Consider the following 13,671-nt stretch of genomic DNA (forward strand, 5'->3'; position numbering starts at 1 on the left):
AGCTAGACTACTGGGTTGATAGGCCGGATGTGGAAGTGAGGACTCAAAGACTCATGGAGCTGACCGGTACTAATATGCCGATAACTTGACCACACAAAAAAGTCAATACCTGTGTGTTACGCGTCCACTGTGCGGTTCCCGAGATACGGTCGGGAAACCGATGACATCTCCATAGAGTTACGGCGGTCATAGCGAGGGGGAAACGCCCGGACCCATTCCGAACCCGGAAGCTAAGCCCCTCTGCGCCGATGGTACTGCGTGGGAGACTACGTGGGAGAGTAGGACGCCGCCGGACAACACTTAGACAAGGGCCACCCCACACCGGGGTGGCCCTTGTCGCATTTTCAGGTACTTTTGGAACGCATCACTGAGCGTGCATGAAGGAGCAGGATGTCTGACGAGCGACCTGACCGCAGCGAGAACGCTGACGGCCGGAAGCCACGGAGCAGTGGCGAGGGCGGTTCTCGAGGGCCCCGGCGCGAAGGTGCCGGCGCATCCGGTTCCAGGTCCCAGGACGGGAGTGGCTCCGGCCGGCCTCGTGATGGTGAGCGACGTGAGTGGAAGCCGCGCGACGGCCAGAGCTCAGGGCGTCCTTCTCGTGAGGGTGAGCGTCGGTCCTATGATTCGCGTCCTCCTCGCGCAGGTGAGCGGTCTGGCGACTCGCGTCCTCCTCGCACAGGTGAGCGACCTTCATATGGCTCCAGTGCGTCCCGTGAGGGCGACCGTCGGGGCTATGACTCGCGTCCGCCTCGTGACGGTGAGCGACGCTCCTTCGATTCCCGCCCGCCCCGTGATGGTCAGCGCTCTGGTGACTCCCGTCCTCCTCGTGAGGGTGAGCGCCGTTCCTATGATTCGCGTCCTCCTCGTGAGGGTGAGCGCCGTTCCTATGATTCGCGTCCGCCTCGTGAGGGTGAGCGCCGTTCCTATGATTCGCGTCCGCCTCGTGAGGGTGAGCGCCGTTCCTATGATTCGCGTCCGCCTCGTGAGGGTGAGCGCCGTTCCTACGATTCGCGTCCTCCTCGCGATGGTCAGCGCTCTGGTGATTCGCGTCCGCCTCGTGAGGGTGAGCGCCGTTCCTATGACTCCCGTCCTCCTCGCGATGGTCAGCGGCCTAGCGATTCCGGACCGGCCCGTGGTGGTGAGCGACGCTCGTACGATTCCCGTCCTCCTCGTGAGGGGGACCGTCGGGGTTACGACTCGCGTCCGCCTCGTGATGGTGAGCGACGTTCCTTTGACTCGCGTCCACCCCGTGATGGTCAGCGCTCTGGCGACTCCCGTCCCCCGCGTGATGGTGAGCGACGTTCCTTCGACTCGCGCCCCCCGCGTGATGGTGAGGGACGTTCCTTCGACTCGCGCCCCCCGCGTGATGGTGAGCGACGTTCCTTTGACTCGCGCCCCCCGCGTGATGGTGAGGGACGTTCCTTTGACTCGCGCCCCCCGCGTGATGGTGAGCGACGTTCCTTTGACTCGCGTCCGCCTCGTGATGGTGAGGGACGTTCCTTTGACTCGCGCCCCCCGCGTGATGGTGAGCGACGTTCCTATGACTCGCGCGCCCCGCGTGATGGTCAGCGGTCTGGTGACTCGCGCCCTCCTCGCGATGGTGAGCGACGCTCGTATGACTCGCGCCCCCCGCGTGATGGTCAGCGGTCTGGTGACTCGCGTCCGCCTCGCGATGGGGAACGTCGCGAGTGGAAGCCCCGCGAGGAGCGGGGATCCGGCCGCCCGGGTTCGGACGAGTCGCGCCGTCCGCTGCGCAGTGCCGATCGCCGTCTCGACAGTCGTCCGCCACAGAGTGAGCGGGTACTCGCGCCGGAGATCGACGAGGACGTGGTCCCTCAGGACCTCGACCCCGTAGCCAGGCAGCGACTCCGAACCCTCTCGAAGGAGAACTCGGATGAGGTGGCGCGTCACCTCGTGATGGCCGGCCGTCTCATGGACCTTCGCCCCGAGGAGGCCTACGAGCACGCGCAGGCCGCATTGCGCCGAGCGGGCCGGGTGGACATCGTCCGCGAGGCGGTCGCCCTGACGGCCTACGCCACCGGCAACTACGCGGAAGCCCTCCGGGAGTTGCGCACCGTTCGCAGGCTGAGCGGGATCGACGCGCACCGCGCGATCGAGGCCGACTGCGAGCGAGGACTGGGGCGCCCCGAGCGTGCCCTCACGCTCGCCGCCGCCGAGCCGAGCCCGGACATGACCGACGTGGATCGCGTGGAGCTCGCGATCGTGGCGAGTGGTGCGCGGCTCGACCTCGGCGAGGCCGAGGCTGCACTGCTCACCCTGGACACGCCCGTGACCGCGGCGGTGGCCGACCCCGAGCTGAAGCATCGGCTGGACGAGGCCCGCGTGGAAGTGCTGCGGGCGCTGGGCCGGGAGGACGAGGCTGACGCGCTCGCCGCAACTCTGCCGGTGGCCGACGAGGCCGAACTGGAGGACGACGGCGTGGAGTTCGCTGAGGTGCCGTACTCCACGGCCGAGCTCGAGGCCATGGCCGCTCAGGTCGCCGAACAGGAGCAAGCTGCCGAGCGCGAGCGTGCGGCGCGTGCCCAGCAGCGACTGGATGAGGCAGCGGAGAAAGAAGCTGAGGAGGAGGCCGACTTCGACGGTGAGGCCGAGGAGGAGGTCGAACTCGATCGGGAGCCGGCGGACGACTCGGACATTGAGGACGGTGCGGAGTCCAACCCCGAGGAGGACGCGAACCTCGACCCGGAGTCGGTGGACGACGGCGACCTTGAGTCGGATGCCGAGCCGGACCCGGAGTCGGTGGACGACGGCGACCTTGAGTCGGATGCCGAGCCGGACCCGGAGTCGGTGGACGACGGCGACCTTGAGTCGGATGCCGAGCCGGACCCGGAGCCGGTGGACGACGGCGACCTTGAGTCGGATGCCGAGCCGGACCCGGAGCCGGTGGACGACGACGACCTTGAGTCGGATGCCGAGCCGGACCCGGAGCCGGTGGACGACGACGACTTCGAGACGGATGCCGAGCCGGACCCCGAGCCCATTGACGAGTCCGAGTCAGCTGTTCCGACCGAAGCTGCCGAGGACCCGGAGAGCAAGAAGTGACGATCGGCGCCACCCTCCTCGGCTCGAGCGTGCCGCTGCAGAACGCCTACGACGTCGCCCTCCTCGACCTCGACGGCGTCGTGTATCGGGGCGCGCTCGGTGTTCCGCACGCGCCGGAGGCGGTGATCGGCGCCCGCGCCGCGGGCATGCGGGTCATGTACGTGACGAACAACGCCGCCCGCGCTCCGCAGACCGTCGCTGATCACCTCACCGAGCTCGACATCCCAACCAGTGCCGACGAGGTCACCACGGCCGCCCAGGCGGCCGCCGCACTGGTCGCCTCCGAGGCGGACGCGACCACCCGGGTGCTGACGATCGGTGGTGACGGGCTCCGGCAGGCGATGCTCGCCGAAGGGCTCACGGTCGTCGCCAGCGCGGACGAGGCGCCGACCGTCGTGGTCCAAGGCTTCGCACCGACCCTCGGCTGGAAGGACCTCGCCGAGGCCGTGTACGCGATCCGTGCGGGGGCCGGCTACATCGCCTCGAACCTGGACGCGACCCTGCCCACCGACCGCGGCATGGCCCCCGGGAACGGCTCGCTCGTGGCGGCCGTCGTGCACGCCACCGGTGTCACCCCGCGCTCGACCGGCAAGCCGCAGGCCTCGATCTTCCACCAGGCGGCCCACCGGTCCGACGCCGAGCGCCCGCTCGTGGTCGGCGATCGGTTGGACACCGACATCGCCGGTGCCCGCGCAGCCGGCTACCCGAGCCTGCACGTGCTCACCGGCGTCGACCAGATCACCGAGGTGCTCCGGGCGATCCCGGGGGAGCGGCCCACGTTCCTCGCCGCGGACCTGCGCGGCCTCGCCCAGGCACACCCCGAGCCTCAATGGCGCGAGGGAGCCTGGACCAGCGGCGATGCCGCGGCCCGCGTCGATGCCGCGACCCTCATCCTCACCAGGCCCGGCGGCGAGCTCACGCTCAGCGCCGGCTCGGACCCCACCACCGTCTCCCTGGACGAGTTCCGCGCGGCAGCCGCCGCGGCCTGGGCGGCCAGCGACGCCGTCGGCACTGCCGGCACTGAGACTTCCGTACTGCCCGCCGACTTTCCACCGTTGCGCCTCGCCTCCGAGTGAGCGCGCCGCGGGGCAGGTAGCGTGGGGCACCGAAGGGAGAACGACCGTGCCCCCCAGTGACGACACCGCGTACGACGAGCCGACCGAGTTCGACGACCCCGAGATCGAGGCCGCCCTCACGGCTCTCGGTGGCATGTCCGAGGCGCCGCTGAGCCAGCACGTCGAGGCCTTCGAGAACGTCTACCGGGTGCTCCAGGACCGGCTCACCCAGGCCGAGAACTGACGTGGCGCGTCGGGCGCGCCTGGATGCCGAGTTGGTCCGCCGGGGGCTGGCCCGGTCGCGTCAGCATGCCGCCGAGCTGATCGACGCCTCCCGCGTGCTCCTCGACGGCACGACCGCCACCAAGGCCGCCACCCAGTTGGACCCCGCCCAGGCCGTGCGTGTCCTGCCGCCGGCCGAGGGCACCGGACCGGAGTACGCCTCCCGGGGCGGCCACAAACTGGCCGGAGCGCTCGACGCCCTCGGCGCCGCCGCCCCGCAGGTCGCGGGCCGCCGTGCCCTCGATGCCGGCGCCTCCACCGGCGGCTTCACCGATGTGTTGCTGCGGCGCGGCGCCGCCCATGTGGTGGCCGTGGACGTCGGGTACGGCCAACTCGTCTGGGAACTTCAGACCAACGAGCGGGTCACCGTCCGGGACCGCACGAACGTCCGCTCGCTCACCCCCGCCGACGTGGCCCCGGCACCGGAACTCGTGGTGGGAGACCTCTCGTTCATCTCGCTGACCCTAGTGCTGCCCGCGCTGGTGGGCGCCGTCGCGCCGGACGCGGACTTCCTCCTGATGGTCAAGCCGCAGTTCGAGGTGGGCCGGGAGCGGCTCGGCTCCGGGGGAGTGGTCCGCGACGTTGCTCTGCACGCCGACGCAGTGCGCACCGTCGCGCGCGCTGCCGCCGAACTCGGCCTGGCTCTACGGTCCGTCGTGGCCAGCCCGCTGCCCGGACCGAGCGGTAACGTCGAGTACTTCGTCCACCTTCGCGCCGGCGACGGCGTGTTCCCCACCCCCGAGGAGATCGACGCGATGATCGCGGTCGCTATCGAGAACGGCCCCGCCGGGGCGGCGCCATGAGCCGCCGGGTCCTGATCCTGACCCACCCGACCCGGCCGGCTGCGGTGCACACGGCGGAGTCGGTCGCCTCGGGCCTACGGGACCGGGGCATGACCCCGATCGAGGAGTCGGAGGTCGACGACGGCGACATCGAGCTCGCGATCGTGCTCGGCGGGGACGGCACGATCCTGCGGGCCGCCGAACTCATCCGCGGCCGCGAGACCCCGCTGGTCGGCATCAACCTCGGCCATGTCGGGTTCCTCGCCGAGTCCGAGGTGGACCGGGTCGCGGACGTGGTGCGCCGGGCCGCCGAGCGGGACTACGTCGTCGAGGAACGGATGACGCTGGACGTGACCGTGCAGCGACCCGACTCCGACGAACTCCACCACGGCTGGGCCATCAACGAGGCGAGTGTGGAGAAGAGTGAGCGCGAGCGGATGATCGAGGTCGCCATCGGCATCGACGGGCGCGGCCTGTCGACGTTCGGGTGCGACGGTGTGGTGCTGGCGACGCCCACGGGCTCCACCGCCTACGCATTCTCCGCGGGCGGCCCGGTGGTCTGGCCCGACGTCGAGGCCATGCTGCTCACCCCGATCAGTGCCCACGCCCTGTTCGCCCGGCCACTCGTGGTCGGCCCGGACTCGCGGATGTCCGTGGAGATCCTGGCCCGCAGCTACTCCTCCGCGGTGGTGTGGTGCGACGGCCGGCGCCGGATCGATGCCCCGCCCGGCTCTCACATCGACGTGGTCCGCGGGGCCGAACCGGTGCGGCTGGCCCGGCTCAACCTGGCCCCGTTCACGGACCGCCTGGTCGGCAAGTTCAACCTACCCGTGGCCGGCTGGCGGGGCGGTCGGGAGGCGCCGTGATCGAGGAGATCCGCATTGAGAACCTCGGTGTGATCGTATCCGCCCGGATCGAACTCTCCCCGGGCCTGACCGTCATCACCGGGGAGACCGGCGCCGGCAAGACGATGGTGCTGACCGGGCTGGACCTGCTCCTCGGCGGCAAGGCCGACGCCGGTGCGGTGCGCCCTGGCGCCGACACCGCCTCCGTGGAGGGACGCCTGGTGCCACCGAGTGGCCACCCGGCGCTCGACCTCGCGGCCGACGCCGGCGCGCTGCTCGACGACGACGCACTGATCGTGCTGCGGACGGTGGCCGCTGCCGGACGGTCGCGTGCGCACCTCGGCGGCCGCACCGTCCCGCAGGGCCTCCTCGCGGACGTCGGCGCCGAACTGGTGACCGTGCACGGCCAGAGCGACCAGATGCGCCTGCGGTCCAGCGCCCACCAGCGCCAAGCCCTCGACGCGTTCGCGGGCCCCGAGCACCTCGACACCCTGGCGGCATTCACCCAGGCCCACACCCGCCGTCGGGCACTGGAGCACGAACTCGCGGCCTGGGACGCCGAGGTCGAGGACCGCCGCGCCGAACTGGCCCGGCTCGAACGCGATCTGGAACGCATCGACGCCCTCGAACCTGTGCCGGGCGAACTCGCCACGCTGCGGGACGAGGCCGAACGCCTGGGCAACGTCGAGGAGCTGCGGCTGGCCGCGGAGCAGGCGCACGACGCCCTGGCCGGCACCGAGGACACCCTGGACGCCCCGAACGCAGCCGCCCTGATCGAGACCGCGCGCCGCGCCCTCGCGGCCGCGGAGGGATTCGATGCCTCGCTCGCGGACTGGTCGGCCCGACTGGCCCAGATGTCCTACCAGCTCAGCGACCTCGTCACCGAGATCAGCAGCTACGCCAGCGCACTCGAGGCGGACCCGGATCGGCTCGAGCAGGTGCACAACCGGCGCTCCGCCCTCGGTGAGCTGACCCGCGCCTACGCCGACCCGGGCGTCGACGACCCCCTCGCCGCCGTACTCGCCCACGCCGCCGCGGCCCGGGAGCGCATCGGAGAACTCACCGCGCCGGGAGCCGGCCGGGACGCACTCGAGGCCAGGGCCGCCGAGGCCACCGAGGCCGAGTCCGCGGCCGCCGCCGACCTGACCGCCGGACGGCAGGACGCGGGGGCCCGGATGGCGAAGGCCGTCAACGCCGAGCTCGCCGGGCTCGCCATGGGTGGCGCGAGCATCGAGGTGGCCATGACCCCGCGCGAGGAGTTGGCCGGGTGGGGAGCCGAGGACGTCGAGCTGCTCCTGGTCGCCCACCGGGGCGCCCCCGCACGCCCGCTCGCCAAGGGTGCCTCCGGCGGCGAGATGTCCCGCGTGATGCTGGCGATCGAGGTCGCACTCGCCCGCGAGCAGGCGACCTCCACCGACCGCGCGTTGCCCACCTTCGTGTTCGACGAGGTGGACGCCGGGGTCGGTGGCCGGGCCGCCGTCGAGGTAGGTCGCCGGCTGGCCGAGCTGGCGCGCCACACCCAGGTGATCATCGTCACCCACCTGGCTCAGGTCGCCGCCTACGCGGACCGGCACGTGGTGGTCACCAAGACCACGCACGACGGTGCGGATGCGGTGACGAACAGTGACATCCGTGAAGTGCTGGGCGCCGATCGCGAGGCCGAACTGGCCCGCATGCTCAGCGGCGACGCGGACTCCGACACCGCCATGCGGCATGCCGCAGAACTCCTCGAACGAACGGGCGTGGGACCATAGGCTCGATGAGATCCCTGCTCCGACGCCGATCGGGTGACGCCAACGCGCCCTCCGATGCGCTCCACCATGTCCGCGTGGACCCGCGTACCAAGTCGCTCACGAAGCGCCTGAGGGCGGGCGACATCGCCGTGATCGACCACGAGGACATCGACCGGGTCTCCGCGGAGGCCCTCGTCGCGGTGAAGCCGGCCGCGGTGCTGAACGCCGCGAAGTCCACCTCCGGGCGCTATCCGAACCTTGGCCCGCAGATCCTCGTCGACGCGGGAATCCCGCTGATCGACGACCTCGGCCCGGACGTGATGACCCTCAAGGAGGGCAGCAGCGTCCGGTTCGACGGCGGCACCGTCTTCGACGCCGCCGGCTCGGTGGTCGCCGAGGGTACCCGCCAGGACGACGCGAGCGTCGCGGCCGCGATGGAGGACGCTCGGGCCGGCCTGTCCGTGCAGCTCGAGGCGTTCGCCGCGAACACCATGGACTACATGAAGCGGGAGCGAGAGCTCCTGCTCGACGGTGTCGGCGTGCCACGAATCACCACCAAGATCGACGGCCGGCACGTGCTGATCGTTGTCCGCGGGTACTCCTACAAGGAGGACCTGGCCATGCTGCGCTCGTACGTGCGCGAGTACCGGCCGATCCTGATCGGCGTGGACGGCGGCGCCGACGCCATCATCGAGGAAGGGCTCAAGCCCGACCTGATCGTCGGGGACATGGACTCCGTCTCGGACAAGACCCTGCGCAGCGGCGCCGAGGTGGTGGTGCACGCCTACCGCGACGGCCGGGCACCCGGCCTGGAACGGGTGCAGCAGCTCGACGTGCCCCACGTGGTCTTCCCGGCCACCGGCACCTCGGAGGACATCGCGATGCTCCTCGCCGACGACAAGGGCGCCGCGCTGATCGTTGCCGTGGGCACCCACGAGACCCTCGTGGAGTTCCTCGACAAGGGACGCTCCGGGATGGCCTCGACATTCCTCACCCGGCTGCGGGTCGGCGGAAAGCTCATCGACGCCAAGGGTGTCTCCCGCCTGTACCGGCACCGTATCTCCAACTGGCAGGTCACCGGGCTGATCCTGGCCGGCCTCGCGGCACTGATCGCCGCGCTGGCCTCCACCCCGGCCGGCCAGGCGTTCTTCGGGATCCTGCTGGCCCGCTTCGATGACATCTGGTCCTGGATCCGGGGCCTGTTCGGCGGCTAGCACGCCCTCCCGACGCCCCACCTGCCCCGGCCGAAGACCGAGAAGGAAAGCCCACACGTGATCGACTTCCGCTACCACATCGTCTCCCTGATCTCGGTGTTCCTCGCGCTCGCCGTCGGCATCGTCCTCGGCGCCGGCCCGCTGCGCGACTACATCGCCGATGAGCTGACCGGTCAGGTGGAGCTGCTACGCGACGAGAAGGAGGCGCTGCGCGCCGAGCTCGACGTGGCCGAGATGAACCTGCAGCGTCGCTCGGAGTTCATCTCCGCGTCCGCCCCCGCTCTGCTCGGCGGCGTCCTCGAGGACCGGTCCGTGGCCGTCGTGGAGCTGCCGGGTGCGAACCCCGAGGTGACCGAGGCCGTGATGATCCGCCTGGAGCAGTCCGGCGCCACCGTGACCGGCCGGGTGATGGTCGGCGAACGCTGGGCCGACCCCACCGAGCGCGCGTTCCGCTCCGGCATCGCCCAGAGCCTGGTCGGTTACCTGAACCCAGCACCCGCCGCCGACGCCAGCACCGAGACCATCCTCGGGCAGGCACTCGGCCAGGCACTGACGCTGAGGGACCCGGCGAACCTCGAGGCCCGGTCCGCCGAGGCGGAGAACCTCTACGAACTCCTGATCAGCAGCGAGCTGATCACCGAGGTGGCCGCGCCCACCGCACCGGCGTACGCCACCGTCGTGATCGCGCCGGAGGTGGTCGAGGAACCGGCCGACGAGGCTGCGGTCACCGAGCTGACCGAGGCCAATGTCGCCTACACCGGCCTCGCCGTGGATCTCGCCGGTGCCGGTGAGGCCTCCGTGCTGGCCGGTGCGGACGCCCTTCAGGGCGACCTGGTCCGGGCCGTTCGCGCCGATGAGGCGGCCGCCTCGGTCGTGACCACGGTGGACGGCGTCGGCACCATCACCGGGCAGGTGACCGTGCCGCTCGCCGTCGCAGCGACCACGGGCGGCGGCCCCGCGAGCTATGGCTTCGCCGAGGGCGTCACCGCGGTCATCCCGGAGCCGACGACCCTGACGCCGCCCGACCCTGCGACGTTCGCCCCAGGGCCCGTGGAGGCCCCGGCCGGTTCCGGGGACACCGGCGACACGGAGCCAACCGACGACGCCACGGACGGCGAGGGATGAGCCGCCTGGCCGCGGTGCTCCTCGGGGGTGGCCTGACCGTGGCCGCGTCCGTCCTGCTGCGTGAGGCCACCCCTGGCGGCGCGGCCCGGTGGCAGCGCAACAACTACCGCGGCAACACCGTCAGCCTGCTCGGTGGCGTGGCCACCGCCCAGGGATCCGTCTGGGCAGCACTCGGCGCCGGCGGGCGGGCCGGTGCGGCCGGCGTCCTGGCCGCCGCCGTCGGTGGCGCCCTCGGGGCCGTCGACGACCTCGACCCTGGCGCACCCGCATCCAAGGGCCTGCGCGGGCACCTCGGCGCCCTCGCGCACGGTGAGGTGACCACCGGCGCCATCAAACTCCTCGGGATCGGCGCGTCCGCCGTGGTCGCCGCCGCCATCGGCACCCGCATGGGCGAGCGCGCCGCGATCGACGCGGACGAGCCTGGGACCGTCGTCCGGTCGGGGGCCGCCCGCGGGGTCGACGTGCTCACCTCGGGTGCCCTCGTGGCCGGTACCGCGAACCTCATCAACCTCTTCGACCTGCGACCCGGCCGCGGCCTGAAGGCTGCGGGGGCGCTCGCCGCGCCGCTGGCCCTCACAGGTGGGCCGGGCGCCCCGCTCGCGACGGGCGCGCTCGCCGTGATCGCGGCCTCCTGGTCCGGCGACCTCGCCGAGCGGACCATGATGGGCGACACCGGCGCGAACGCGCTCGGTGCCCTGGTGGGCACCGCGTTCGCGCTCCACCCGAGCGCGCGGGTTCGGGGGATCGGCCTCGGCGCCGTGGTGGCGGCCACGCTGCTGAGCGAGCGGGTCAGCTTCTCCAAGGTCATCGAGGCGACCCCGGTGCTGCGCCGGGTGGACGGTTGGGGCCGGACGGCGTGAGCCCACGCCGCCTGCTCGGTGGCGTCGCCGGCGCGGCGACCATGATCGCCGTCCTCACCGTGGCGTCCCGCCTGATCGGCTTCGGTCGCTGGTGGGTGCAGGCCAAGACCGTCGGCGCAACGGCCGTCGGCAACGCCTACGCCACCGCGAACACGGTCCCGAACGTGCTCTACGAAGTGGTCGCGGGCGGCGCGCTCGCAGGCGCCGTGATCCCGCTGCTCGCGGCCCCGCTGGCCCGGAAGATCCAGGCCGACGTCGACCGGATCTCCTCGGCGCTGCTCACCTGGGCGATGCTCGCGCTGATCCCGATCGCACTCGCACTGACCCTGCTGGCCCGGCCGATCGCCGAGGCCCTGCCGCAGTCCGTCGGTGGGAACCCCGCCGCGCAGGAGGACCTGACGACCTTCTTCCTGATCGTGTTCGCACCCCAGGTGGTGCTGTACGGGATCGGAGTGGTGCTGACCGGCATCCTGCAGGCACACCGGCGCTTCCTCGCACCCGCACTCGCCCCGCTGGTGTCCTCGACGGTCGTCATCCTCAGCTACGTCGCGTTCGGCGCTCTCGCGGACGGCATGCAGGATCAGCCGGGACAGCTCTCGGACGCCGCCCTCGCCTGGCTGGCCTGGGGCACCACTGCGGGGGTCGCCGTGCTGTCCCTGCCGCTGCTGATCCCGGTCCGCCGTTGTGGGGTCCGGCTGCGCCCGACGCTACGGTTCCCGCCCGGGGTGGCCCGCCGGGCCGGGGCACTCGCGCTCGCCGGCATCGGGTCCCTGGTGGCGCAGCAGGTCAGCGTCCTGGCGGTCGTGCTGCTCGCCCGCAAGGGTGGCGCGGAGGGCACCATCAACGTCTTCCAGTGGACCCAGGCGGTCTATCTGCTGCCGTACGCGGTGCTCGCGATCCCGCTCGCGACGGCCGTCTTCCCCCGCCTCGCCGAACTTGCCTCGAACGGGCACCGGGACCAGTTCGCCCGCACCGCCGACGGGTCCACCCGGGCCGTACTGGCCGTTTCGATGCTCGGCATGGCTGCCCTGCTGGCCGTGGCCCCCGCGGCGGAGGCCGTCTTCGCGCTCGACAACGACACCGCCGGAATGACGATGGCGCTGACGCTCATGGCACCTGGGGTGGTGGGCCTGGCGATGATCTTCCACGTCGGCCGGGCGCTGTTCGCGCTCGACCGGCAACGGGTGGCCGTCGCCGCTACCGCGGCCGGTTGGCTCGTGGTGACCGTCGCCTGCGCAGTCGGCGTGCGGGTGGTGGCGCCGGACGGCGGAGCTCCCGCGGCCACGCTGGCGGTCCTGGGCCTCGGGCACAGCATCGGGATGACCGTGGCCGGCCTGGCCCTGCTCGTCGCGTTCGCGCGGGCCCTGCCCGGCTCGGTCACGCGGGCGAGCGCTCGGACGGTGCTGGTCTCCGGTGGCGGCGCCGTGATCGGCGCACTCGTGGGCCGGTGGGCGACGGACGCGGTCCTCGACCTCGCCGGCCACTCCGGGCTCGCCGCCGTGATGGCCGCCCTGCTCGGCGCGATCCTCGCCGGAGCGGCCGTGTGTGGTGCGGTGTTCGCCGCGGACCGTGGCATCCTGAACATCCTGAGGAGGACCCGTGCCTGAGCTTCGGATCGTGCAACTCACCGGCTCCAGTGACGGTGGGGTCGGTCGCCACGCCCGGGAACTGGCGGAACATCTCGCCCGCGAGCACCGGGTGATCCTGGCCGGACCGCCGGGCGTGATCGCCGCCGCTGCCGACGGGGTGCACACCCGGCAGGTGACGATCGCCGACCGCCCCCGGATGTCCGACGCGAACGCCGTCGCCCGGATCCGCAGCATCGCCCGGCGCGCCGACGTGGTGCACGCCCACGGCCTGCGTGCCGGGGCACTCGCCGCGCTGGCCCTGACGCCGCCCGGGCATGGCCCGGATCGGACCGCCCTCGTGGTCACGCTGCACAACGCACCGGTGGGCGGCGTCGGGATGCGGACGGTGGCCGCGGGCCTGGAGCGGCTCATCTTCGCCCGTGCCGACGCCGTCCTCGGGGTCAGCGGGGACCTCGTCGAGCATGCCCGGCAGCTCGGTGCCAAGAACCCCGAGCGTGCCCTTGTGCCGGCGCCGGTGCGCGTCGCCGAGACAGCGGGACAGGGTGGTGCGAAGCCGTTGGACGCCTCCGGGCGGCGCCGCCTCGGCATCTCGCCCGAGCACCGGATGGTGCTCACGGCCGCCCGGCTCGCGCCGCAGAAGGGCCTCGGCCTGCTCGCCGATGCCGCTGCGCTCCTCGCCGCCCGGGCGCCGGATGCCCGCTGGTTGGTGGCCGGTTCGGGTCCGCTGCTGGACGAGCTGGCCGATCAGGTGCTCGGGGAGGATCTCCCCGTCATCCTGCTCGGATGGCGGGACGACCTGTCCACCTTGATGGCCACCGCCGACGTGGTGGTGAGCACCAGCGCATGGGAGGGGCAGCCGCTGAACCTCCAGGAGGCCCTGGCCGCGGGTGCACCGATCGTGGCGACGGACGTGGGCGGCACCGGCGAGGTCACCGGCGACGCGGCGGAACTCGTGCCCTTCCCGGACGCGGATGTGATGGCGGCCCGGATCGCTGCCGTGCTGTCCGATCCCGAGCGGCAGCAGTCGATGCGTGCGGCGTCGCTGGCCCGGGCCGCCGAGCTGCCGACCGCGGCCGACTCGCTCGCTCAGGTGCTCAGGATCTACACAACGGTGATAGCGTAA

11 protein-coding genes and 1 rRNA gene are annotated in these 13,671 nt (G+C 72.1%); all 12 read left to right on the top strand.

Annotation, left to right across the window (positions count from 1 at the left end):
* The first annotated feature begins 178 nt into the window (after window positions 1-178).
* The 12 genes from rrf (at window position 179) to KCQ71_RS27480 (ending at window position 13,671) form a co-directional block, all read left to right on the top strand.
* A 5S ribosomal RNA gene (rrf, locus tag KCQ71_RS00005) occupies window positions 179-295 on the top strand.
* A 1,604-nt stretch (window positions 296-1,899) separates the two neighbouring features.
* Entirely contained in the window at window positions 1,900-3,063 is a 1,164-nt protein-coding gene (locus KCQ71_RS00010; RefSeq protein ID WP_223401509.1) for an MSCRAMM family adhesin, read from the top strand.
* The gene (locus KCQ71_RS00015) at window positions 3,060-4,139 is read left to right on the top strand and encodes an HAD-IIA family hydrolase (RefSeq protein ID WP_308116584.1); all 1,080 of its coding nucleotides are present in this window, start codon (window positions 3,060-3,062) and stop codon (window positions 4,137-4,139) included. Before KCQ71_RS00010 ends, KCQ71_RS00015 begins: the two co-directional genes overlap by 4 nt.
* 46 nt (window positions 4,140-4,185) lie before the next feature.
* On the top strand, window positions 4,186-4,362 hold the full coding sequence (locus KCQ71_RS00020; RefSeq protein WP_223401510.1) for a hypothetical protein: 177 nt from the start codon (window positions 4,186-4,188) through the stop codon (window positions 4,360-4,362).
* Window position 4,363: 1 nt separating this feature from the next.
* Window positions 4,364-5,203 carry a TlyA family RNA methyltransferase gene (locus tag KCQ71_RS00025; RefSeq protein WP_223401511.1) on the top strand — a complete coding sequence of 280 codons (840 nt, stop codon included), beginning with the start codon at window positions 4,364-4,366 and terminating at the stop codon, window positions 5,201-5,203.
* Complete coding sequence (locus KCQ71_RS00030) at window positions 5,200-6,048, top strand: NAD kinase (RefSeq protein ID WP_223401512.1); 849 nt, start codon at window positions 5,200-5,202, stop codon at window positions 6,046-6,048. Before KCQ71_RS00025 ends, KCQ71_RS00030 begins: the two co-directional genes overlap by 4 nt.
* The gene (gene recN / locus KCQ71_RS00035) at window positions 6,045-7,781 is read left to right on the top strand and encodes a DNA repair protein RecN (protein ID WP_223401514.1); all 1,737 of its coding nucleotides are present in this window, start codon (window positions 6,045-6,047) and stop codon (window positions 7,779-7,781) included. The genes KCQ71_RS00030 and recN overlap by 4 nt, the downstream gene beginning before the upstream one ends.
* Before the next feature lie 5 nt (window positions 7,782-7,786).
* Window positions 7,787-8,974 (top strand): putative cytokinetic ring protein SteA, encoded by a 1,188-nt coding sequence (gene steA, locus KCQ71_RS00040; protein ID WP_223401516.1) that lies wholly within the window; start codon window positions 7,787-7,789, stop codon window positions 8,972-8,974.
* Between the two features lie 57 nt (window positions 8,975-9,031).
* Entirely contained in the window at window positions 9,032-10,099 is a 1,068-nt protein-coding gene (locus KCQ71_RS00045; RefSeq protein ID WP_223401518.1) for a copper transporter, read from the top strand.
* Window positions 10,096-10,959, top strand: a complete 864-nt coding sequence (locus KCQ71_RS00050) for a hypothetical protein (RefSeq protein ID WP_223401520.1) — start codon at window positions 10,096-10,098, stop codon at window positions 10,957-10,959. The genes KCQ71_RS00045 and KCQ71_RS00050 overlap by 4 nt, the downstream gene beginning before the upstream one ends.
* Window positions 10,956-12,566: a murein biosynthesis integral membrane protein MurJ gene (gene murJ, locus KCQ71_RS00055; RefSeq protein WP_223401521.1), complete on the top strand. Its 1,611-nt coding sequence runs from the start codon at window positions 10,956-10,958 to the stop codon at window positions 12,564-12,566. Before KCQ71_RS00050 ends, murJ begins: the two co-directional genes overlap by 4 nt.
* Complete coding sequence (locus KCQ71_RS27480; protein WP_223401523.1) at window positions 12,559-13,671, top strand: glycosyltransferase family 4 protein; 1,113 nt, start codon at window positions 12,559-12,561, stop codon at window positions 13,669-13,671. Before murJ ends, KCQ71_RS27480 begins: the two co-directional genes overlap by 8 nt.

It is taken from the genome of Occultella gossypii (genome assembly GCF_019947135.1).
Taxonomy (GTDB): Bacteria; Actinomycetota; Actinomycetes; order Actinomycetales; family Beutenbergiaceae; genus Occultella; species Occultella gossypii.

Bases quoted from the DNA above. Each gene is read 5' to 3' on its own strand.
- KCQ71_RS00050 (WP_223401520.1), top strand. From the start codon at position 10,096: ATGAGCCGCCTGGCCGCGGTGCTCCTCGGGGGTGGCCTGACCGTGGCC.
- steA (WP_223401516.1), top strand. From the start codon at position 7,787: ATGAGATCCCTGCTCCGACGCCGATCGGGTGACGCCAACGCGCCCTCC.
- KCQ71_RS00030 (WP_223401512.1), top strand. From the start codon at position 5,200: ATGAGCCGCCGGGTCCTGATCCTGACCCACCCGACCCGGCCGGCTGCG.